Annotated in this window: 23 protein-coding genes and 1 pseudogene; 9 read left to right on the top strand and 15 right to left on the bottom strand. The window is 57.5% G+C overall.

Features of this window, described 5'->3' with window-relative positions; all coding sequences use genetic code 11:
- The first annotated feature begins 46 nt into the window (after positions 1-46).
- From Q1W15_RS10075 to Q1W15_RS10085, 3 genes are read left to right on the top strand one after another with little or no spacing between them, the layout of a single operon-like run.
- Positions 47-745, top strand: a complete 699-nt coding sequence (locus tag Q1W15_RS10075) for a fimbria/pilus chaperone family protein (protein WP_300727218.1) — start codon at positions 47-49, stop codon at positions 743-745.
- A 3-nt stretch (positions 746-748) separates the two neighbouring features.
- Positions 749-3217, top strand: a complete 2469-nt coding sequence (locus Q1W15_RS10080) for a fimbria/pilus outer membrane usher protein (RefSeq protein ID WP_300727220.1) — start codon at positions 749-751, stop codon at positions 3215-3217.
- Between the two features lie 12 nt (positions 3218-3229).
- Positions 3230-3826 carry a fimbrial protein gene (locus Q1W15_RS10085; protein WP_300727223.1) on the top strand — a complete coding sequence of 199 codons (597 nt, stop codon included), beginning with the start codon at positions 3230-3232 and terminating at the stop codon, positions 3824-3826.
- Here Q1W15_RS10085 and Q1W15_RS10090 read toward each other — a convergent pair.
- Positions 3819-4706 (bottom strand): LysR substrate-binding domain-containing protein, encoded by an 888-nt coding sequence (locus tag Q1W15_RS10090; RefSeq protein ID WP_300727226.1) that lies wholly within the window; start codon positions 4704-4706, stop codon positions 3819-3821. The genes Q1W15_RS10085 and Q1W15_RS10090 overlap by 8 nt on opposite strands.
- Before the next feature lie 224 nt (positions 4707-4930).
- Here Q1W15_RS10090 and Q1W15_RS10095 point away from each other — a divergent pair, with 224 nt between their 5' ends.
- Positions 4931-5761 carry a DMT family transporter gene (locus tag Q1W15_RS10095; RefSeq protein ID WP_300727743.1) on the top strand — a complete coding sequence of 277 codons (831 nt, stop codon included), beginning with the start codon at positions 4931-4933 and terminating at the stop codon, positions 5759-5761.
- Between the two features lie 27 nt (positions 5762-5788).
- On the opposite strand, the gene Q1W15_RS10100 is transcribed toward Q1W15_RS10095, so the two are convergent.
- Positions 5789-6148, bottom strand: a complete 360-nt coding sequence (locus tag Q1W15_RS10100) for a hypothetical protein (protein ID WP_300727228.1) — start codon at positions 6146-6148, stop codon at positions 5789-5791.
- Positions 6149-6638: 490 nt separating this feature from the next.
- On the opposite strand from Q1W15_RS10100, the gene Q1W15_RS10105 reads away from it, so the two are divergent.
- Complete coding sequence (locus Q1W15_RS10105; protein WP_300727231.1) at positions 6639-11495, top strand: NAD-glutamate dehydrogenase; 4857 nt, start codon at positions 6639-6641, stop codon at positions 11493-11495.
- A 63-nt stretch (positions 11496-11558) separates the two neighbouring features.
- Here Q1W15_RS10105 and Q1W15_RS10110 read toward each other — a convergent pair whose 3' ends face one another.
- Positions 11559-11822 carry a DUF4404 family protein gene (locus tag Q1W15_RS10110; RefSeq protein ID WP_300727234.1) on the bottom strand — a complete coding sequence of 88 codons (264 nt, stop codon included), beginning with the start codon at positions 11820-11822 and terminating at the stop codon, positions 11559-11561.
- A gap of 313 nt (positions 11823-12135) precedes the next feature.
- On the opposite strand from Q1W15_RS10110, the gene Q1W15_RS10115 reads away from it, so the two are divergent.
- The 3 genes from Q1W15_RS10115 to rssC all read left to right on the top strand — a co-directional run bounded on the left by Q1W15_RS10115 (position 12136) and on the right by rssC (position 14827).
- On the top strand, positions 12136-12825 hold the full coding sequence (locus tag Q1W15_RS10115) for a VacJ family lipoprotein (protein ID WP_300727237.1): 690 nt from the start codon (positions 12136-12138) through the stop codon (positions 12823-12825).
- 338 nt (positions 12826-13163) lie between these two features.
- Positions 13164-14348 carry a two-component system response regulator RssB gene (gene rssB / locus Q1W15_RS10120; RefSeq protein WP_300727240.1) on the top strand — a complete coding sequence of 395 codons (1185 nt, stop codon included), beginning with the start codon at positions 13164-13166 and terminating at the stop codon, positions 14346-14348.
- A complete protein-coding gene (rssC, locus tag Q1W15_RS10125; protein ID WP_300727243.1) occupies positions 14345-14827 on the top strand; it encodes an anti-sigma factor antagonist RssC in 483 nt (160 codons plus the stop codon). Before rssB ends, rssC begins: the two co-directional genes overlap by 4 nt.
- A 64-nt stretch (positions 14828-14891) precedes the next feature.
- On the opposite strand, the gene dusA is transcribed toward rssC, so the two are convergent.
- Complete coding sequence (gene dusA, locus Q1W15_RS10130; protein ID WP_300727246.1) at positions 14892-15902, bottom strand: tRNA dihydrouridine(20/20a) synthase DusA; 1011 nt, start codon at positions 15900-15902, stop codon at positions 14892-14894.
- Between the two features lie 99 nt (positions 15903-16001).
- Here dusA and Q1W15_RS10135 point away from each other — a divergent pair, with 99 nt between their 5' ends.
- Positions 16002-17135: a site-specific integrase gene (locus Q1W15_RS10135; protein ID WP_300727249.1), complete on the top strand. Its 1134-nt coding sequence runs from the start codon at positions 16002-16004 to the stop codon at positions 17133-17135.
- Here Q1W15_RS10135 and Q1W15_RS10140 read toward each other — a convergent pair.
- From Q1W15_RS10140 to Q1W15_RS10190, 11 genes and pseudogenes are all read right to left on the bottom strand, one after another.
- Positions 17113-17397 carry a pyocin activator PrtN family protein gene (locus tag Q1W15_RS10140; protein ID WP_048370299.1) on the bottom strand — a complete coding sequence of 95 codons (285 nt, stop codon included), beginning with the start codon at positions 17395-17397 and terminating at the stop codon, positions 17113-17115. The genes Q1W15_RS10135 and Q1W15_RS10140 overlap by 23 nt on opposite strands.
- 58 nt (positions 17398-17455) lie before the next feature.
- Complete coding sequence (locus Q1W15_RS10145) at positions 17456-17863, bottom strand: hypothetical protein (RefSeq protein WP_300727260.1); 408 nt, start codon at positions 17861-17863, stop codon at positions 17456-17458.
- Between the two features lie 67 nt (positions 17864-17930).
- Complete coding sequence (locus Q1W15_RS10150) at positions 17931-18263, bottom strand: hypothetical protein (RefSeq protein ID WP_300727263.1); 333 nt, start codon at positions 18261-18263, stop codon at positions 17931-17933.
- A gap of 4 nt (positions 18264-18267) precedes the next feature.
- Positions 18268-18741, bottom strand: a pseudogene (locus Q1W15_RS10155) (class I SAM-dependent methyltransferase).
- Positions 18738-19373: a hypothetical protein gene (locus Q1W15_RS10160; protein WP_300727266.1), complete on the bottom strand. Its 636-nt coding sequence runs from the start codon at positions 19371-19373 to the stop codon at positions 18738-18740. The pseudogene Q1W15_RS10155 and the gene Q1W15_RS10160 overlap by 4 nt, the downstream one beginning before the upstream one ends.
- Positions 19370-19726: a hypothetical protein gene (locus Q1W15_RS10165; RefSeq protein WP_300727269.1), complete on the bottom strand. Its 357-nt coding sequence runs from the start codon at positions 19724-19726 to the stop codon at positions 19370-19372. The genes Q1W15_RS10160 and Q1W15_RS10165 overlap by 4 nt, the downstream gene beginning before the upstream one ends.
- Positions 19723-20049: a hypothetical protein gene (locus Q1W15_RS10170; RefSeq protein WP_300727272.1), complete on the bottom strand. Its 327-nt coding sequence runs from the start codon at positions 20047-20049 to the stop codon at positions 19723-19725. The genes Q1W15_RS10165 and Q1W15_RS10170 overlap by 4 nt, the downstream gene beginning before the upstream one ends.
- Positions 20050-20101: 52 nt before the next feature.
- Complete coding sequence (locus tag Q1W15_RS10175; protein WP_300727275.1) at positions 20102-20917, bottom strand: hypothetical protein; 816 nt, start codon at positions 20915-20917, stop codon at positions 20102-20104.
- A gap of 178 nt (positions 20918-21095) precedes the next feature.
- Positions 21096-21482, bottom strand: coding sequence for a hypothetical protein (locus Q1W15_RS10180; RefSeq protein WP_300727278.1), 387 nt, complete (start codon positions 21480-21482; stop codon positions 21096-21098).
- The gene (locus tag Q1W15_RS10185; protein ID WP_300727281.1) at positions 21479-21649 is read right to left on the bottom strand and encodes a hypothetical protein; all 171 of its coding nucleotides are present in this window, start codon (positions 21647-21649) and stop codon (positions 21479-21481) included. The genes Q1W15_RS10180 and Q1W15_RS10185 overlap by 4 nt, the downstream gene beginning before the upstream one ends.
- On the bottom strand, positions 21646-22083 hold the full coding sequence (locus Q1W15_RS10190) for a hypothetical protein (protein WP_300727283.1): 438 nt from the start codon (positions 22081-22083) through the stop codon (positions 21646-21648). The genes Q1W15_RS10185 and Q1W15_RS10190 overlap by 4 nt, the downstream gene beginning before the upstream one ends.
- Positions 22084-22295: the final 212 nt, after the last annotated feature.

A 22295-nucleotide genomic window follows, 5' to 3' on the forward strand; every position in this document is an offset into this window, starting at 1 on the left:
CGGTCATGTGCAAGCCAGTGCTTGTTTTTGTAAAGGTGAATGTATAATGAAAGTATCCAGGTTGTTGATGGCTGGCGTGTCTGCCTTTTTATTCACCCCGCTTTACGTTCAGGCCACGGGCATGGTGCCTGAAACGTCCGTTGTTATTGTTGAAGAGGGCGATGGCGAAGGTTCTATTAACATCAAGAACACAGACGACACCCCGGTCATGTTATTAACCTCGCTGGCGTATATTGCGGAGGATAAACAGCAACTGTTAAACGTGACGCCCCCGGTAGCACGGGTTGAGCCGGGTAAAAACCAGCGCGTGCGTTTTATCCTGACCTCTAAAGAACCGTTGAAAGCAGAGCGTTTGCAACGTGTGATCTTTGAAGGGATGCCGCCGCAACAAAAAGGCAAAAGTGAAGTGCGCATGACGGTGCGCCAAAACTTGCCGGTGCTTATTCGCCCCAAAGGCCTGGAGAAAGATCCTGCACCCTGGAAGCGCTTGGTGTGGAAGCAAAGCGGTAACAACCTGGTTGTTAACAACCCGTCCGCCTATGTGGTGCGTCTGGGGCAAGGTGTCAAGACCCTGCCTGAGGGTGCCCATTGGAACCTGCCTAACAGCTATGTGCTGCCGGGCCAGACATTGACCCTTGAATTGCAAGGCAAGAAACCCGCCGGTTCAGCACAACAGGTACAAATCTCACCCGCAACAACCTGGGGGTTCACGGTCAACACCTACGATGCCCCGCTGAGTCAATGACACATGCTGCTCTCGCCCAATCTGCGCGGCACCTCTGCGCCTGGTGTTTTCAAACGTTCATCGCTTTCGCTGGCACTGGTCGCCGTGATGGCAACGTCAGCCATGTCAATGGCCGCCGAGCCCCTTGAGCCTTCCGATGAAATGACCTTCGATGTGCAGGTACTCAAGGCTCGGGGGATTGATCCCAAGGTGGCGGAGTGGTTCCGTCATGCGCCGCGCTTTTTGCCTGGTGAGGCGACCGTGGTGCTGACGGTCAACGGCAGCGCTCGCGGCAGGACGACGGTGCAGATCGGGCAGGATGGCCAAGTGTGTGTCGATGCTACCTTCTTGAAAGCCGCCGGGTTGATCACCCCTCCCGAGTTTTCTGAGCACGCTTCGTGCTTTGACCTGAAAACCGCATGGCCACAAACTGAATGGCTACTGGATCCCGGCGCAGGGCGCGTGGAACTCGTGCTACCAGCGCAGGCGGTTGCAGCTCCGGGCATCGAGAGTGGTAACTGGACCCGTGGCGGTTTCGCCGGAATGCTCAACTACGACGCGTCTTATATGGACTCGGGTGGTGCGGCGGCGGGCGTGAAATACATGCAAATGAATACTGAAGCCGGATTCAACTTGAGCGACTGGATTGTGCGCAGTCGGCAAACCTTCTCGCGGCTGGATGGCCAAGACCGCGTTCAGCACCAGGCTGCCTATGCCCAGCGCAGCTTCACCGATATCAAGCAGGTGTTGCAGACGGGCCAAATCAGTTTGTCCAACTCGCTATTCGGTACCGGTCAGGTCTTTGGCCTTCAAGTATTTCCTGAGGCCGCCTTGCAAAGTGGCAAGGGCGGGGCAGGCCTGGTTGAAGGGCTTGCCGACAGCCAGTCCGTTGTAGAAGTCCGCCAGTCCGGGGCGCTGGTTTACAGCACGACCGTACCGGCCGGGCCTTTTCGGTTGGAGGGTTTTCCTCTGCTCAATACCCGTTCGGACCTGAATGTGACGGTCACTGACAGCAGCGGCACTAAGCGTGAGTTTGTGGTGCCGGCCTCCACGCTGTTGATGAACGGTGCGGCGGTGGCTCCCGGTTTATCGTTCGGTGTCGGCAAGCTTGATCAGGAGGGCAGCAGTGAATCCCCGATCATCGGCACGGTTGCCAACGGCTGGGTGCTGAACCCCAGGACTACGCTCAGTGCCGGCCTGCTGGGCTCCACGCCTTACCGGGCAGGAGCACTGGGCCTGGATACGCAGCTGTCTGGCGCGACTACGCTTTCGGTTCAGGCCCGCACAGCGCAGGATAATCGGCACGGTACGAAGGGGCTGTCGGCGACGGCTTCATTGAGTCAGCGCTTAAGCGAACGTGTGGGTGTGAGCCTCAATGTTTCCCAACAGACATTCGGTTACAGCGAGCTCAGCGATGCCTTGCAAGAGGACCAGACGTTGACCGACGGGCGCAGCCGCCAACAAGTGGGGGCCGGTATCAACTGGTCGCAACAGGCACTGGGTAACTTGTCTTTTTCATGGGCGCGGGGCAGTGCCTTTGACGGCAGCAGCACGCAGTATTTACGCGGTAACTGGAGCAAGTCGTTTGGCAAGGTGTACGTCGGCGCGAGCGTAGAGTATGACGGCGGCCGTCAGGGGCAGGATGTGAATGGCCTGAGCAGCGACGGTGACAAGCGTATTTATTTGACGGTAAACATTCCGTTTGGGGAGAGCCGTAGCGTCAGCAGTTACGCCAACAATTCGAACCGGGGTAGCCGCGCCGGGATGCGCTACAGCGACCGCAGCATTCAGGACTTCGGATGGGGTGTTTCCACGGACCGGGACTTTGAAAACCGGCGCACGTCGACCACAGCCAGCATGGACATGGCGACGTCTGTTAGCCAGCTCAGCGCCAGTGTCAGCAGCGACTCCAATAACTTCAAGTCTTGGTCAGGGCGAGCGAGCGGGGGCGTGGTGGTCCATGACGGTGGGGTGACGCTGTCGTCACGGCGCGTCAGCGATACATTTGGTATTGCCAAGGTGGGCAATGAAGGCGGTGTCCGCGTGGACACGCCGGGTGGCACCACCTGGACTGACCGCCGTGGCTATGCCGTGTTGCCGTCCTTGAGCAGTTACAAGCAGTCGTCGATTCAGGTGGATACGCGCAGCTTGCCCAAGAATGTCGATATCGCTAACGCCTGGCAAGACACCGAGGCCGCCCGTGGTTCGGTGAGTTATGTGAATTTTGATGTGGTACGTACCCGTCGCGTATTGGTCACTGTGTTGGACCGCCAGCATCAGCCGCTGCCGCGCGGTGCCAGTGTGTTTGATGCGAAAGATGCCTTTGTGACCGTGGTGGGCGATGACGGCACTGTTTTTGTGCCGGATGCCGAGGCCGACGTTGATTATGAGGTGCAATCATCCGGGCACAAGCTCTGCACATTTACCCTTCAGTTGCCTGAAGAGGCGCAGTCCAGCGAGTTGTATGAAACCGCTGATGCGGTTTGCCGCTAACAGGAGAATGATGTGAAATTTTCAGTGCTTAAAATAGTGCTCGGGCTGGCGATGGCTCAGTCAATGACAGTGCTGGCCGCTGTTAGCACGATACTCCCGCAGATGCCCGGTACCTTGCCGGTGGACACACGCTGCGTCATTTCGGTGGGGGCTCCGGTGATTGATTACGGCAGCCTGACGCGTTGGCAGCTAGAAGAGGCCGGTAACCGGCAAACCCTGACGTTTGGCAAGCGTACGCTGATGCTGAGCGTCGTGTGCCCCTACAGCCAGCCTTTGCGGCTGGGTTTGCGCAGTAGCCATGCGGCCAATGGTGATGTGCAATATGGCAGCCGTGGAAGTCTCACGGTTCAGGTGATGGACGCGCAGGTGGACGGCCACGCCGTTCTGTTGAACAGCATCCGCCCAGAGGGTGTTATGGAAGGGGGGGCACAGCCCAGTGTGCGATGGCGGCCGGGTGAAAGCCTGGTCGCTACGCGAAATGGTCAGGTGATTGAAGGGAAAACATTTAACGCCCGCGTTGAAATTGAACCACTCCTGTCTGAAAGCGCTGCGCGCGTGTCAGGGCGCGAGGTGTATGAGTCTATGCTGTCGATTGACTTGATCAATTGAATTCAGCGGGTGCGACAACGCCCAGTTGCTCGGTGAGCAGCGCTGCGAACGCATCCCGCGCACCGTGTGAGCCACTTTCGCTGTGCCACACAAAACGATTCAGTACGGGCGTCAGCGCGTTAAAGCCATAGCGTGTTACCTGAGCTGATGATCCAAGGTGTTCAAGCATCCCTTGGGGGACGAGCGCGATGCCTGCCCCGGCGCTTACACAGCCAATAATGCTGCCCCAATTGGCGTAGGTAATCTTGTGGGTGTCGAGTTGATGCGTGTCCAGCCAGTTTTCGAGCGCGGCGCGGTAGGGGCAGCCGCGTGGCCACATAAACACCGTGTGTTGAGGCACATCATGCAGGCTTGTCAGCGGTGCGGCCTGGGCACCGGCAATGATTACCAGCTCTTCATGATACAGCGCGGTTGTAGACAGTTTGGGCTGATCGACATCGACAGCCACCACGGCACCGTCCAACCGATGATGCAGCACATCGTCCAGCAACTGTGCCCATTGGCCGGTGACCAGTTCCAGTTGCACGTGCGGGTAGCGTTGATGGAATGTGGCCAGCAATGACGGCAGTCGGCCGGTCGCGCAGGATTCGATGGCACCGATGCGCAAAGTGCCAGTGGGCACGGCCTGTGGCTGGACGGCACGTTTGGCCTGTTCGACCAGCGTGAGGATTTGCTCGGTGTAGCCGATAAAAACCAGGCCTGCTGCGCTGATGCGCAACCCCCGGCCTGAACGGGTGAACAAGGCTGTGCCCAGTTCACTCTCCAGCTGTTTGATCCGGGTGGTGATATTGGACGGCACGCAATGTAACTGCCGGGCCGCCCGCGCAATGCTGCCGCACTCGGCTACAGCCTTGACCATGCGTAACTGGCTTAATTCCATTGCTCACTCCACCAGAAGGCTGAAGTCTCTATTAAACACTTGTTGTGCAGAGGGGGCTGACAAAAAATCGAGCCTGGTCCACAGGCTCGCTGACGCACGTCAATGAGCACTGTGCTCATGAGCCCTCAGAAGGCGTGGACACGATGCACAACATAAACCCCATCAATACTATTTCGTCCAACCTTGCGCGACAGCGTTTCAACAAGCTGCCGCTTTTCGCCGCAATGGCAGCGGTGGTGCTGTGCTGGGCCTATTCCCCGATAGGTATTCACGTCGGTTTGGGCAGTTATTCGCCGGGGCACTTGGCCTTGCTTCGGTTTCTCATCGCGTCGGCCTTTATGGCGGCGGTTGCGCTGGTTTTGCGGGTTGGGCTGCCACGGCTCAGGGATGTGCCCTGGCTGATGATGCTGGGTTTTTTCGCCATTGTGTTGCATCACGTGGCGCTTAATGTCGGGCAGCGTTGGGTCAGCCCTGGGGCGTCCAGTGTGTTAGCGCAGTCCGCGCCAGTGTTCAGCACATTGATTGCCCATGTGTTTCTAAAAGAGCCCGTCAGTGGCTGGCGCTGGTTGTGGGTGGGCGTCGGGTTGTCGGGCGCGCTGATGGTGATCGTGGCTGATAAAGGGGTGGGGACGTTCCATCCCCAGGGCCTGTTGATTCTGCTAGCGGCCTTGTCCTGGAGCGTTTATTTCACTTTGCAAAAGCATTATTCAAACCGCTACAGCCCGCTAACCCTTGTGTGCTACACGATCTGGACCGGAACGTTGCAGTTGAGTGTGTATTGGCCGGGATTGTTGGAGCAGGTCATGAATGCACCGGCGCGGGTCAATGGGGCCGTGCTGTTGCTGGGGGTGTTCTCCAGTGCGCTGGCGTACCTGTTGTGGGCTTATGTGTTGGCGCACACGCAGGTTAGCCGCTCGGTGAGTGTGATGTACCTGGTGCCCCCGGTGGCGATGGTGATGGCCGCCGTTGTACTGGGCAGCACGGTCTCCATGGGGGTGGGGGTGGGCGCGGCAATTGTGGTGGGCAGTATGCTTGCCATGAGCCGGGTGCGATAAGCCCGGCGCATGGCAACGGCGGGCGAATCAGCTCAGTTCGCTGATATAGGTGCCGGTACCGTCCAGAATGATTTTCAGCGTTTGTTCGACTTCGTCCAGGTCGGTGGCCGCCGGGTCGAAGCGGATGTCCAGGTGGTCCTCACCGTTGAACGCGTCGCTGTCTTGGGCGGCGACTTCAATCAGCAAGCGGCCCGCGCTCAAGGTGACTTTCACGCCTTCAACGGTCGAAGGGTCGTTCTCGCCCAAGGTGATATCCAGTTCATCTTCGTCGGGGTAGCGGCTCATCATGAACATTTCGCCCTGCGCGCTGAGGCAGCACAGCATGGCCAGGTTGTCTTCTTCGTCGTCGCACGGGTTGGCGATCAGGTGGTCGGTGGTCATCAGCATGGGGTAATCCTGGCGCCTGGGGCGCGGGTAAGGCGAACAAAACGCCAATTTTGCCAGCCTGCGCCTGTTTGTGCTGGGCTGAATGGCGATTTGTAGCAAATGAAGGGTAATCAGCTGTAAGCCAATTCCTTGTTTGATGTCTGATTATCAGGCGTTTTTATGAAGTTTATGGCCTGTGGCTGCTAGGGTTGTTCTATGGCGGGCCGTTGTGTTTCGACACGATGACCGAATATGTCGCCGCATCGCAAGCAGGCTGTACCGCGCACTCGTTAAGCTGCACCCGGGACCGTTATGTGTAAAGACACAGCCGCTCGTTGGGCAGTCGTTTTTACAGATAACCCTTCTGGAATGTGGGTGTGACCCCAGGTTCACGCCTGGCTTCATCACCTTGTCACGCTGTGTTTTCAAGGTGTACTGCCACGATGCACCTTGCGCAGTAGGGCAACACGCGACGCTTCTCTCAATAACAAGCCCAAGCGGAGTACCACAGATGGCGTTCTTCACCGCAGCCAGCAAGGCCGACTTCCAGCATCAACTGCAAGCGGCACTGGCGCAGCACATCAGTGAACAGGCACTGCCACAAGTGGCACTGTTCGCAGAACAATTCTTCGGCATTATTTCTCTGGATGAACTCACACAGCGGCGGATGTCTGATCTGGCAGGTTGCACGCTGTCGGCCTGGCGCTTGCTGGAACGTTTCGACCCGGCCCAGCCTCAGGTTCGGGTCTACAACCCTGATTACGAACGCCATGGCTGGCAGTCCACCCACACGGCCGTGGAAGTGCTGCACCACGACCTGCCGTTTCTGGTGGACTCGGTGCGCACCGAGCTGAACCGGCGCGGTTACAGCATCCATACCCTGCAAACCACGGTCTTGAGCGTACGGCGCGGTGCCAAGGGCGAATTGCTGGAGATTCTGCCCAAGGGCAGCACCGGCGAAGGGATCTCGCAAGAATCGCTGATGTACCTGGAAATCGACCGCTGCCTGAACGCGGCCGAGTTGACCGTGTTGAGCAAAGAGCTGGAAGAGGTATTGGGTGAAGTGCGCATCGTGGTCGCGGACTTCGAACCGATGAAGGCCAAGGTGCAGGCGTTGTTGAACAGCGTCGACAATGGGCCCTATGCCGTCGACAGTGATGAAAAAGCCGAGATCAAGAGTTTTCTGGAATGGTTGGTGGGTAACCACTTCACCTTCCTGGGCTATGAAGAATTTGTGGTACGTGACGAGGCGGACGGCGGGCACATCGAGTATGACCCGCAGTCGTTCCTGGGCCTGACCAAATTGCTGCGCGCCGGCCTCACGGCCGAAGACCTGCGCATCGAAGACTACGCCGTCAGCTACTTGCGTGAGCCCACGCTGTTGTCGTTCGCCAAGGCGGCCCACCCGAGCCGCGTGCACCGCCCGGCGTACCCGGACTACGTGTCCATTCGCCAGATCGATGCCGACGGCAAGGTCATCAAGGAATGCCGCTTTATGGGCCTTTACACCTCCTCGGTGTATGGCGAAAGCGTGCGGGTGATTCCTTATATTCGCCGTAAGGTCGCTGAAATCGAACGCCGCTCGGGCTTCCAGCCCAAGGCTCACTTGGGCAAGGAACTGGCCCAGGTGGTGGAAGTGCTGCCCCGTGACGACCTGTTCCAGACCCCGGTGGATGAGCTGTTTGCCACAGTAATGTCGATTGTGCAGATCCAGGAACGCAACAAAATCCGTGTATTCCTGCGCAAAGACCCTTACGGGCGTTTCTGCTATTGCCTGGCCTATGTCCCGCGGGACATTTATTCCACTGAAGTGCGCCAGAAGATCCAGCAGGTGCTGATGGAGCGTCTGCAAGCCTCGGACTGCGAGTTCTGGACGTTCTTCTCCGAATCGGTGCTGGCGCGGGTGCAGTTGATTCTGCGGGTCGATCCGAAAAACCGGATTGATATCGACCCGTTGTTGCTGGAAAAGGAAGTGATTCAGGCCTGCCGCAGTTGGAAGGACGATTACGCGAGCCTGGTCGTCGAAAGCTTCGGTGAAGCCAATGGCACCAAGGTGCTCAGTGATTTCCCGAAAGGGTTCCCGGCCGGCTATCGCGAGCGCTTTGCGGCGCATTCGGCGGTGGTCGATATGCAGCACCTGATGAACCTTAGCGAAAACAATCCGCTGGTCATGAGTTTTTATCAACCGCTGGGCCAAAGCGCGGGCCAGGAGTTGCATTGCAAGCTGTACCACGCGGACACACCGCTGGCGCTGTCCGACGTATTGCCGATTCTGGAAAACCTCGGTTTGCGCGTGCTGGGCGAGTTTCCGTATCGCCTGCGTCACGTCAATGGCCGTGAGTTCTGGATCCACGACTTTGCCTTTACCGCCGGTGAAGGCCTGAACCTGGACATCCAGCAACTCAATGACACGCTGCAAGATGCTTTTGTGCATATCGTCAGCGGCGATGCCGAAAACGATGCATTTAACCGCCTGGTGCTGACCGCCGGTTTGCCGTGGCGCGACGTGGCGCTGCTGCGTGCGTACGCCCGCTACCTCAAGCAAATTCGCCTGGGCTTCGACCTCGGTTACATCGCCAGCACCCTGAACAACCACACCGACATCGCCCGCGAGCTGACCCGGCTGTTCAAAACCCGTTTCTATCTGGCGCGCAAACTGGCCCCCGAGGACCTGGACGACAAGCAGCAGCGGCTGGAGCAGGCCATTCTTGCGGCCCTGGACGATGTGCAGGTGCTGAACGAAGACCGCATCCTGCGCCGTTATCTGGACCTGATCAAAGCGACCCTGCGTACCAACTTCTACCAGCCGGACGCTAACGGTCAGAACCGGTCGTACTTCAGCTTCAAGTTCAACCCGCACTTGATCCCCGAGCTGCCTAAACCGGTGCCCAAGTTCGAAATCTTTGTGTATTCGCCACGGGTCGAAGGCGTGCATTTGCGTTTTGGCACGGTGGCGCGCGGCGGTTTGCGCTGGTCGGACCGTGAAGAAGACTTCCGTACCGAAGTGCTGGGGCTGGTGAAAGCGCAACAGGTGAAAAACTCGGTCATCGTGCCGGTGGGGGCCAAGGGCGGCTTTGTGCCGCGTCGCTTGCCACTGGGCGGCGGCCGTGACGAGATCCAGGCCGAAGCGATTGCCTGCTACCGCATCTTTATCTCGGGCCTGTTGGACATCACCGACAACCTGAAGGACGGCGCGTTGGTACCGCCGTTGAACGTGGTGCGCCACGACGATGATGACCCGTACCTGGTGGTGGCCGCTGACAAAGGCACGGCGACGTTCTCGGACATCGCCAACGGCATTGCTATCGATTACGGCTTCTGGCTGGGCGATGCGTTTGCCTCGGGCGGTTCGGCCGGTTATGACCATAAAAAAATGGGCATCACGGCCAGGGGGGCCTGGGTGGGTGTGCAGCGCCACTTCCGTGAGCGTGGCATCAATGTTCAGAAAGACAGCATCAGCGTGGTGGGCGTTGGCGACATGGCCGGTGACGTGTTCGGTAATGGCTTGTTGATGTCCGAGCAGTTGCAACTGGTGGCGGCGTTTAACCATTTACACATCTTTATTGACCCTAACCCGGAGCCTGCCAATAGCTTTGCCGAGCGCCGGCGCCTGTTTGACCTGCCGCGTTCGGCCTGGTCGGATTACGACACGAGCATCATGTCGGCAGGCGGCGGGATTTTTTCGCGCAGCGCCAAAAGCATCGCCATCTCGCCCGAGATGAAAGAGCGCTTCGCAATCACGTCCGATAAACTGACGCCGACCGAGTTGCTGAATGCCTTGCTCAAAGCACCGGTTGACCTGCTGTGGAATGGCGGCATCGGCACCTACGTCAAGGCCAGCAGCGAAAGCCATGCCGATGTGGGCGACAAGGCGAATGATGCGTTGCGCGTGAATGGCAACGAGTTGCGCTGCAAGGTGGTGGGCGAGGGCGGCAACCTGGGCATGACCCAATTGGGCCGTGTGGAGTTTGGTCTGAATGGCGGGGCCACCAACACCGACTTTATCGACAACGCCGGGGGCGTGGACTGCTCCGACCATGAAGTGAACATCAAGATCCTGCTCAACGAAGTGGTGCAGGCCGGTGATATGACCCAGAAACAGCGTAATCAGCTGCTGGGCAGCATGACCGACGAAGTCAGCGCGCTGGTGCTGGGCAATAACTATAAGCAGACGCAAGCCATCTCGTTGGCGGCTCGTCGTGCTTACGAGCGCATTGCCGAATACAAGCGCCTGATGAGCGACCTCGAAGCCCGTGGCAAGCTGGATCGCGCCATTGAGTTCCTGCCATCCGAGGAACAGCTTAACGAACGCATTGCGGCCGGCCATGGGCTGACCCGCGCCGAACTGTCGGTGTTGATCTCTTACAGCAAAATCGACCTCAAGGAAGCGCTGCTCAACTCTCAGGTGCCGGATGACACCTACCTGGCCCGCGACATGGAAACCGCATTCCCGCCGATGCTGGTCAGCAAATTTTCCGAGGCCATGCGCCGCCACCGTCTGAAGCGCGAAATCGTCAGCACCCAGATTGCCAACGATTTGGTCAACCACATGGGCATCACCTTTGTTGAGCGGCTCAAAGAGTCGACCGGCATGAGTGCGGCGAATGTCGCCGGCGCGTATGTGATCGTACGGGACATCTTCCATCTTCCGCATTGGTTCCGTCAGATCGAAGCGTTGGACTATCAGGTGCCGGCTGAAATCCAGCTGGCGTTAATGGATGAACTGATGCGCCTGGGGCGTCGCGCAACCCGCTGGTTCTTGCGCAGCCGTCGCAACGAACTGGATGCTGCGCGGGACGTGGCGCACTTCGGCCCGCACCTGGCCGCGCTGGGGCTCAAACTCGACGAACTGCTCGAGGGCCCGACCCGCGAAGGCTGGCAAACCCGTTACCAAGCCTATGTGGCGGCGGGTGTGCCGGAGCTGCTGGCGCGCATGGTGGCAGGTACGACGCACCTGTACACCTTGTTGCCGATCATCGAGGCCTCGGATGTCACGGGCCAGAACGCCGTCGACGTGGCCAAGGCATATTTTGCCGTGGGCAGCGCGCTGGACTTGACGTGGTACTTGCAACAAATCAGTAATTTGCCGGTGGAGAACAACTGGCAGGCGCTGGCACGTGAAGCCTTCCGCGACGACATCGACTGGCAGCAGCGTGCAATCACGGTGTCGGTGCTGCAAATGGCCGATGCTCCGGCGGATATCGAAACGCGTCTGGCGCTGTGGCTTGAGCAGAACAGCTCGATGGTTGAGCGCTGGCGCTCGATGCTGGTCGACCTGCGGGCCGCCACTGGCAATGACTACGCCATGTATGCGGTGGCCAACCGTGAGTTGCTGGACCTGGCCCTGAGTGGCCAAACGGGGCTCTGATAGCCCGTAGCATTACGCAAAGCCCCGGCTAGCAATGAGCCGGGGCTTTGTTGTTTAGAGGGCTTAAATACCGATATTGCCCAGTGTTTGTACAATATTGCGCAGCGTTCCGGCCAGGGCCGGGTGCTCCAGTTCAAAACGCTCAACGGCCAAATTGACGTTATCTGACAGGCTTTGGTCTTGAGTGGCGGTCTCGAGCTGAATCTTGGCTTCAATCTGCTGAGCGAGGTCATTCAGTTGGGCGCGCTCTTCGGCAGAGAGTGGCGGGTTCCTTTCGATGTGCTCGCGCAGAGAGTTGAGTTGTTCTTGCAGTTCGCGGGCGGACATAGCATGTATCCTTTATTGATAGGCTCTGGTTTGACCGTTGTGTTGAGCAAACGGTCTGTACGTTACGTGCAGATTAATCCACTCGCGGCTTGTATGCATGTTCTCTGTTAAACGCCGGGCTCTTCTGTGTGTCGCTGAGGGTTAAAAAAAACGGGCTTTCGACGCGTCTGCGCGGGGCTGTCGATGGTTATGCGGCGCGGTTGTGCGCTCAGGGCGTTTGTTTGGGCGCTATCTATGGTCCAATTGCCGTTATACTCACGCCCGGACTTGGCGCGTAGCGCCCACGTGTTAAGTATCTTCTAGGAGTTTTACTATGCGCTTGACTGAACGTCTCGCTCAATTATGTGTGTGTGTCGGTGTGGCAATGGTCCCGTTCGCTGCCAATGCCGCCACTGAAGATGATCCATGGGAAGGTTTTAACCGTGTGGTCTTCAAGTTCAACGACACCCTTGACACCTACGCGCTGAAGCCCTTGGCTCAGGGTTACCAGTACGTCACGCCGCAGTTTCTGGAAGATGGCATCCACAACATGTACCGAAATTTCGGTGACGTGCGCAACCTGGCCAACAACATCTTGCAGGCCAAACCCGAGGCTGCCGGTGTGGACACCGCCCGTTTGCTGATGAACACCATTATCGGCGTGGGTGGTTTCTTTGATGTGGGCACCAAAATGGGCTTGCAGCGCAGCAGCGAAGACTTCGGCCAGACCTTGGGTCGTTGGGGCGTTTCGAGTGGTCCCTATGTCGTGCTTCCGCTGCTGGGCCCCAGCACCGTACGTGACACGGTCGGCCTTTATCCGGATTCTTTCACCGAACCCTACCGTTACATCAATGATGTGTCATGGCGTAACAGCGTGACCGGCCTGGAAATCATCGATAAACGCGCCAGTTTACTGTCCGCTGAAAAGTTGATTACCGGTGACAAGTATATTTTCATTCGAAATGCGTACTTGCAAAGCCGTGAGTTCAAAGTCAAGGACGGCCAGGTCGAAGACGATTTTTAAAGCGTGCGACGTGACCGCATAAACGGCCTTCGGGCCGTTTTTATTGGGTACAAGGCGGGAAATACGGGAATCGGGTCGTGGCTAACCTCTCTTTTAGTTGCTGCGCGCATTGTTCTTATAACCCGCGGGCATTTAACGCAATGACCCTTTAAAACCGCCATCGACCTGAGCTTGAAACCCCCCGCGGATGGGAGTACCGTCTGCGCCTTACACGGGCACCTTTATACAAATGACCCCAATGGTCGGTTTGAATCAGGGATGTTCACAAGCCAATTCAGTCGTTGGGTCCGAGCTGTTCGGATTCAAACGCCAACCCCATTCTGGCGCCGTTTGCCCTCATGCAAAAAACCAGTGCCACGCTGCTGATCATTGACGACGACGAAGTAGTACGCGCCAGTCTGGCGGCCTACTTGGAAGACAGCGGTTTCAGCGTCCTGCAAGCCGGTAACGGCGTGCAGGGTCTTCAGGTCTTCGAGCAAGCGCAGCCAGACTTAGTGATCTGCGACCTGCGTATGCCACACATGAGTGGCCTGGAGTTGATCCGCGAGCTTTCACTGCGATCGCCGCAAACGCCCGTGATCGTGATTTCCGGTGCTGGCGTGATGAGCGACGTGGTTGAGGCGCTGCGTCTGGGGGCTGCCGACTACCTGATCAAACCGTTGGAAGACCTCGCGGTTCTTGAACATTCTGTTCATCGCGGGTTGGACCGTTCAAGGCTGTTGCTTGAAAACCAGCGCTATCGTGACACGTTGGAGTCGACCAACCGTGAGCTGGAGGCCAGCCTGCACTTGCTGCAGGAAGACCAGAATGCGGGCCGGCAGGTTCAAATGAACATGCTTCCGGTCAGCCCCTGGTCCATTGCTGACTTTGACTTTGCCCACCAGATTATTCCGTCCTTGTACCTGTCCGGTGATTTTGTGGACTACTTCAGGGTCGACGAGCGGCGCGTTGCGTTCTACCTCGCCGATGTTTCCGGCCATGGTGCTTCGTCAGCGTTTGTCACGGTGCTGCTCAAGTTCATGACCACGCGCTTGCTGTTTGAGTCCAAGCGTAATGGCACCCTGCCAGAGTTCAAACCGTCCGAAGTGCTTGGTCACATCAACCGGGGCCTGATCAACTGCAAGCTCGGCAAGCATGTGACCATGGTGGGCGGTGTGATCGATGAGGAAACCGGCCTGCTGACCTACAGCATTGGTGGCCATTTACCGCTGCCGGTGTTGTATACGCCCGATAGCGTGGGCTACCTGGAAGGGCGCGGGTTGCCCGTTGGTTTGTTCAACGAAGCCACGTATGAGGACCATGTTCTGAAATTGCCGGAGACTTTCAGTTTGACGCTCATGTCTGATGGCGTTTTGGACCTTTTGACTGAACAGACACTCAAAGAGAAAGAAGCTGCCTTACCGCAACGGGTAAAAGCAGCAGGTGGCAGCCTGGATGGTCTGCGTCAGGTTTTTGGATTGGCTACGCTCGGGGAGATGCCGGATGATATCGCCCTGTTGGTGTTGAGCAGGAATCTTAAATGAGTACCGGTAGAATTCAGTTCGCCGAACAGGATGGCACGTTCATTCTGAAGTTTGTGGGTGAAGTGCGTCTGACGTTATGTTCGGCCCTGGATGCGACAATCGAAAGGATCTTCACGGCGCTGAATTTCACCGCCATCGTGATCGACCTGACCGAAACCCGCAGTATTGACAGCACCACGCTGGGTTTGCTGGCCAAATTGTCGATTCTGTCGCGGCAAAAAGTCGGCCTGTTGCCGACGGTTGTCACAACCCATGAAGACATCACCCGCCTGCTGCAATCGATGGGTTTTGACCAGGTCTTCAACATCATCGGCAAGCCCATTCCTCGCCCTGAATGCCTGACCGACCTGCCGTCTCAGGACCTCTCTGAAGAGGTGGTGCGGGTCAAGGTGCTGGAGGCGCACAAAATTCTGATGGGGCTTAATGACTCCAATCGTGAAGCGTTCCATGACCTGGTGAATGCGCTAGAGCGCCATTGACCGGCACCTGCGTGAAAAAGGGGCCGTCCTGTGAAGGAACGGCCCCTTGTCATCAATGCGCCGCTTAACGGCCTTCCAGCAACGCGCCCGCCTGGTCCAGCAGCGCCAAGGGATCCTTGGCTTTGTGAATATCCACTGACAGCAACTGGCGGAAGCGCCTGGCACCGGGAAACCCCTGGCCCAGGCCCAAGATATGCCGCGTGATGTGATGCATGGCCCCACCCGCCGCGATATGCGCTGCGATATAAGGCCGTAATTGGGCCAACGCTTGCGCCCGCGAGATCACCGGCTCATTGCTACCAAACAGCTGCTGATCGACCTGCGCCAGCAGGTACGGGTTGTGGTAAGCCTCGCGACCCAGCATGACCCCGTCAAAGCACTGCAAATGTGCCTGGCACGCCTCCAGTGTTTTAATCCCGCCATTGAGAATAATCTCCAACGCTGGAAAGTCTGCTTTCAACTGAGCGGCAACGTCATAGCGCAGCGGCGGAATATCGCGGTTTTCCTTGGGTGACAGTCCCTCAAGAATGGCAATGCGGGCATGCACGGTAAAACTTTCGCAACCGGCATCACGCACCGTGCCGACAAAATCGCACAGCTCTTCATAGCTATCGCGGCCATTGATGCCAATACGGTGCTTCACCGTGACTGGAATAGACACCGCATCACGCATCGCCTTCACACAATCGGCCACCAGCGCCGGATGCGCCATCAGACAGGCACCGATCATATTATTCTGCACCCGATCACTGGGGCAGCCGACATTAAGATTTACCTCGTCATACCCTGCGGCTTGCGCCATTCGCGCACAGGCTGCCAGATCCGCCGGCACACTCCCGCCCAACTGCAACGCCAACGGATGCTCAGCCTCATCGTGTTGCAGAAAACGTTGCGCGTCACCGTTCAACAGAGCGCCCGTCGTCACCATCTCGGTGTAGAGCAAGGCATGCCGGGACAACAGGCGCAGAAAAAAACGGCAATGACGATCAGTCCAATCCATCATGGGTGCAACAGAAAACCTCCTAACTACCGGATCTACTGGATGGGCTAGGTTTTCTGTGGGTTCTGTGTGCATTTGGGTAACTCTCATTCACTACCGTTTACCACCTTTTTTGCTTATTTTTGATATGGTGTTGCTGAAAATCAGCAAAATCATTCAGGCGTTCAGCAAAAAATGGGCTCTATAACCGTTCGCAAGCGCAAGGACGGGTCTGTCGCTTACAACGCGCAGGTCCGGATCATGCAAAAAGGCGTCACAGTTTATCAGGAAAGCCAGACGTTCGACCGTAAGGCGTCTGCGCTCGCCTGGGTCAAGCGTGTTGAGACAGAAATGGCTGCTCCTGGCGCAATAACCAAAGCCAATCGTTCAGGCGTCACGGTCAAGGAAATGATTGACCGGTACCTTCTTGAATACGAGAAGCTGAGGCCTCTGGGCAAGACAAAGCGAGCAACGCTGAAAGCGATCGGCGAAACGTGGCTTGGCAAACTAGAGGACAAAGAGATAACCAGCCAAAAGCTGGTTGAGTACGCGAACGGTCGAATGAAGGACGATGGAATTCAGGCTCAGACTGTCGGCAATGACCTGGCTCACTTTGGGGCTGTCCTTTCAGTCGCGCGCCCCGCGTGGGGGTATGACATTGACCCGATGGCCATGCCGGACGCTCGCAAAGTTTTGCGCAAGATGGGGGCGGTCACTCGTAGCAAGGAAAGGAACCGTCGACCTACATTGGAAGAGCTAGACAAGCTGTTTGAGTATTTCAGCGAAATGCGCGACAGGCGCAAGCAAGAGATAGACATGGTGCGCGTGACAGCGTTTGCTCTTTTCTCTACGCGCCGCCAGGAAGAGATAACCCGCATCAAATGGGCCGACATTGATGAGGTCCGCAAGATGGTCCTTATTACGGATATGAAAAACCCTGGCCAGAAGTACGGAAACAACATTTGGTGCCTTGTACCTGATGAGGCTTGGCAAATCATGAAATCAATGCCCAAGGTCGCAGAAGATGTTTTTCCGTACAACTCGCGCTCAGTATCCGCAGCATTCACACGCGCTTGCCGCTTTCTTGAAATCGAAGACCTGCACTTTCACGACCTACGTCATGATGGTGTTAGTCGTCTATTTGAAGTGGGTTGGGATATCCCTAAAGTGGCCTCTGTATCTGGGCACCGGGATTGGAACTCAATGCGTCGATACACGCATTTAAAAGGGGATGGCGACCCGTACAAAGACTGGCCTTGGCTGGAGAGGATAATCACGGGCCCCATTATCGACGCCCAGAAGCGAATCAAGAGACGCGACGAAAGCTAGAGCCTCGCATTAGCTTGTCGTGCTCTGTGCGAGCGCGAGAATGTTGTGCATCTATATAGGCCGCCAGGTCTTTGAGGTGAACGCCTCGCGCTGACTTTTGGCTGCGCTCCATCGGAACGAGCGGCAGGTCGATTTGGCCGGCCGCCACTTTCATCTTCATTTTTTCAGGCGTCAGATGACTGAAGTAGTCGGCACACACCCGCTCAAGCGGGATGATAGCTTGGCCGCCGTACTGTGCCAGTAGCAGAAATTCAGTATTCATTGATATGTCTCCATGCCGCCGCGCTGGGCGGCAGAGGGTGGATTGCGGATTGGGAGGGCTATGCTGATCGGCTACGGCTTTCTTTCTCGCGCTCGATATCGATCTGCGCATACAGCGCGTCGACCTTTTCACTTTTCTTTTGGAGGCCTTGCGATCGCTTGATGTGGGCCGACATTGCCGCGTCGTACGGCTCAATCAGTTCCAAAAGTCGCAGTTTCTCTTTGGCGTCGGTCGACTCGTTGAATCTGACGGCTAAACGGTCGCGCTCCTTGAAGTCGTATCCGTCGAGCGCTCTATTCTCCTTTTCCATTGCTTCGAGGACGTCCGCTGACTGCCTTTCCCAGCGCAGATACAACAGCTCGCTTCGCTTTGGCATTGAGAAGAAATGTCGCTGCCTGATCCAGGCCACCAACTCTTCCTTGGTCATTTCATCGAAGATGTCTTTTTTCACGGCTTGTTTGCTCATGCACGCGCACCTCGCCCGCCGGTTACCGGCAGGCTGATTGAGTTGTAAAGTTTGGGTTTACAGCTGATTAATTGAGATCCGCGGGAATGCTTACGAGACTGCCGAGTTGCACGGCGATGATGGCGCGCAGGACTGCGTCCTCCCGCGTTTCACCGGGCATTCGCTCGCACGGGTCACGATCCTCGCGCGCATTGGCCAGCCACTTGTAACTCCACCCAGGCTCGACCCAGACGTTGTACTTGGCGATCAGCCTGTCGACCGTGGCTGGGTCGATCTGGCGGGCGAAGGGGAGTTGCATCTGGCCGGGCAAAGGCGGGGGAGTACCTTCGATTGAGTCAATGGCCCATAGCAGGGCGGCCCCGGCCAGGTCTTCGGTCTTTACTTTGGTCGTTTTGGTCATGGCGCTACCGCTTCATGAACGTTATCCAGTGTGTTTTCTCGCGCTTACCGGACTTGTGACCGAAGAGAGGGGCCTGATCGGTGAGAGTCAATATCTCGCTGACCTTCACCTGGGTTTCATTCCATTTGAAGATCAGCACGCCATCGGTGACCAACACGCGAAAGCACTCGGCAAAACCTTTGCTCAAGTCGTCCCGTCAGTCATTCGTTAGGACTCCGTACTTGGCCCGCAGCCAGCTATCACGACCGGCGCGGGTCAAGTGGGGTGGATCGAACACCACCAACTTGAAAGCGCCGTCCTCGAAAGGCAGGTTGCGGAAATCCATGATGACATTGGGCTCAACGTTCAAAACCCGGCCATCACAGAGCACATGTTGCTCATCGCGAATGTCGCCGAACAAGGTGCGCTGGTCGCCCTTATCGAACCAGAACATGCGGCTGCCGCAGCAGGGGTCGAGGATTTTGGCTGCGGCGGTCATGGCGTCACCCGCTTGAAGCTAACGCACCATACCCAGGGGTTGGCGTCCCAGTCGCCGCCGACAGAGCTCCACAGCCCTGCAAATGACTCGATCGGGCTGTCTGAGTAATACTTGCCGTCTTCGACGTGATACCCGCCGTCCGAATGCTTTTTGATGCCCTCGGCCAGAGCCTGCTCTTCGGTGATGTCCTGCAACCGTTCGACGCGCACGTCGGTGACCTCCAGCAGGATGCGGCTGGCCCAGCGGGGCATGTGGATACTGGGTCGCCAACGGATCAGTTCTTCTTCACCCTCAAAATCAGGAATGCCGTCGGCACGGTAGTGGATTTCACAATCTGCGCGCTCGCCCTCCGGCACGCTGGATTCGCGGTAATCATTGATGAAGCAAGTCTCGCGCACCCACAGCCGGTCGCCGGGCTTGCCGTAGGGGCAGCAGCCGTTGACGAAATGCTTGGTCACAGGCTTGCCGCAAAGGTCCTGCCCGTAGTTGGAGCTGCCTACGCAGAAATTGCCGCTGGCATCGATATGCGGCTGAACCTTGATTGCTCGCCGCGTAACTGTCTTCCGGCCTTCCAGGATGGCGCGAACCATGTCGCCGTTAAACAGAGCGGGGCGCTCTTTGGTGTTGCTCATGATGCCACCTCTCCAGCAGATAATAATGCGATTGAGAGTTCGGCGGCCAAGCCAGTGGGCCACCAGTAACGCGCTCGCTGGTAATCTGGGTATGACTCTTCGCAAAGCACCAATCCCTTGCGCTGTAACGCCTTAAAGGCGCTCAGTACAGCGCTGGGGTTAATGTTCAGGCGACCTCCAACTTGATAGGTGAGCCCGCCTAAGCCGAAGACGCATGCCTGATCGCCTCTTGCGAGCTTCTCGCAATCATTCTGATGTAGGTAGGGAGTTACGCCCCGGTAGCGGTATGCGTTTTCACGACCGATCTTGCGTAGCTCGTCGAGGATGTTTTGCTGCTTGTCCGTAAGTTTCATGGTGTCACCACTCGTCGAGCCCACCAGCAGACCGGGCCGTCGTCAGCGTCGTGAATGGCCAAGCAGAACCAGCCTTCGCCATCAGGCAGATCCGGCTCCCAGTAGCTACAGTCCGGGTCGCCGGCTTCAAAATAACGATCAGCAACTGCTTGGTCCGCGTATTCGATGCTGACCATGGCCACTTCTAGCGCCTGCTCGGCAACCCAGGTTTTCACCTTGTCTCCGTCGCCCTCGTCGAAGTCGGGCATATCGGGGTGAGCGAACATGCCGTATTCGTCGCGCACGACAGGGGCCGGCTGGATCAATTTGATTTCTTCAGGCATGACTCATCCTTGGCCGCTATAGCGGCTGGCTTTGAATTGGGAGAGGGCGGGGTTATTGCGGGGTGTTGAGTTGCTTCAGATGTGCGAGCGCGGTGAATGCGCCCCAGGCGTCTTCGCGGCTTTGGAACTGCATGTTGATTCGGTACTTGCCGCCGCCCGACTCAAGAGTATTGAACCCTTTGGCGAAGGCTTTTGCGGCCTCAATGGCTACCGGCGCGGGCTGCTCGGCGTAGAGCGGTACGGCGTAATAGCGATAGTCTGACCCGATGGCCTCAATCGCTTTCTTTTCCTCGGTAAAGCGCTGCAAGGTATCGCTGCCTGTGTACATTATTTTCCACGCCACCGCCTCACCCCGTGGCTTTGTCTCTGCGCTGGTGTAGAGGTCGGCGTCGATACGCTCCCACAACTCAATCGCATCGGTGCCGTGGAAGCTGTTTTTCTTTACCCATCCTGACGCCTCACGCAACAACGCATCCCGCTCGGCCAGTTGGGCGCGCAGGTCAATAGCGTTCTGCGCGTAGGCTGCTTTGTCGGCATTGGCGCTTGCAAGGTCTGCTCGCAACCGCTCAACCTCGCCAGCATCTGCGTGGGCGTAGAGTTCGGTTCCGACCGGCAGCCATTCACTGAGAGTGTCTCCGCAACCTTCAGGGCAGCTGTGATGCGTTGTAGTTGCATCACACACAAACGCCACCGGCCCAACCTCGCCTTGGGGCTGGGCGGCGAACAGGGGGCCAAGTCTGCGCACGGCTTCTGCGTATGCGTTCCAGCCTTGGTTGTAGCTGCGATGATTGGAAAGCGACGGGCCGTTGCCGTCCTTCAACTCAGGCAGCTTCACCGGTACACCGTCAATCGTTTGTTTGTTGGTCATGGATAGCACTCTCGGCAGCGCATAATTGTTGGATGTTTCGGGTAGCGATCCCTTGAATTCGGCCTTGGTCGGCTCTTCTGCCCGAAGAGCGTGTGCCCGCATTTCAGCGTGTAGGCCCATGGATAATTGAGGCGAAAGTTTTGGGTGATGCTGACAACCGTTGTCATTCGGTACTTGCTCACGACCCTTCCTCCGGCTTGAGCAATTCAGCCACGCACTTGTCGCGGTCAGCTTTGTCGCTGCAGCCGTTTGGACAGTTCTGTCCGTCTGTGTAGCCCCACTCATAGGCTTCGCCCAGCTTCTGCTCTGCGTCGGTCAGGCGCTGTTGAAGGGCGTCACGCTCTTGGCGAAACTTTCGGCGCGTGTATTTCACGCCATCCAGCTCTTCCCGCAAAGCAGCCTCGCGCCGCTCAGCCTCATTTGCACGTAGGGTCTCGGAAGCCTCGCGGGCCAGTGCGGCGTCGCAGTCTTCAGCAAGAACTACGGTCGGCTGGAATACAGCCTTCGTCTCGCCTTCGATGCCAGGGATAAAGCCTTTCAGCTTCCAGCGCCTTACTTCACTCATGACTTCTCCCGTGCGCGCCGCTCAGCCGCTTCGGCCTGGCGCTTCTTGCTGCATTTAGTGTGATCGCCGTGGGCGCGTGATCTGTTGCATTGGTCGCACACGGTTTGAAGATCCAGCGGGCGCATGGGCGCGCCGCGTAACCGGACGGTTCGGCGTAGGGCGGTCATGCTGCCTCCTGCTGGATATCCGGCTTTCGGATTAGTCCAAGGCGGACGCCTTCATCGCGAACAATCAATATGTCGCCGCCATAGCCCCAAGGGTTCTCGAAGCCGTTATCCATGGTTGGCTGGAAATATCCGTAGCGCATCGTCTTCCCGCTGAGCACGAACGCACCGATAGAACCGGCCAGGCTCTTGAGGGTGCCGCCGTGTGAGAAACCATCCCAGCGACCTTCTTTTACAACGTTGATGCGAGCACCGGTGTAGTCGTCAAACAGCCAGACGATGTTGCGGCGAGCGTTGAGGGTTAGGTACGCATCGTGCCCCGCGCCCGTGTTACGAAAAAAGCGACGGCCGCAATTAGCAATAACCCTGATGAATTCGTTCGCAGCGATGATCCGGTCGAGGCGCAGTTGTCCGATTGTTTTGTTTTCTGTAGGCATGGGGAGTCCTTGCCGGGCCATGCCCGGGCGGTAGTGAGATCGTGGAAAAAACCCAAGAGGAAATGGATCCGGCGGCGGTGGCTCAATGTCTCAAACCAAACAGAGGCATTACCAAATGAAGCGATTTATTACAGACCTGATGTACCAAGTCCTGATTGACCTATTGAGCCGGTTGCTGATTCGTCTTCCCGAGTGGATCGAGGCGGTGCCGC

Origin of the sequence: Pseudomonas sp., assembly GCF_030150285.1 — a bacterium.
Lineage (GTDB): Bacteria > Pseudomonadota > Gammaproteobacteria > Pseudomonadales > Pseudomonadaceae > Aquipseudomonas.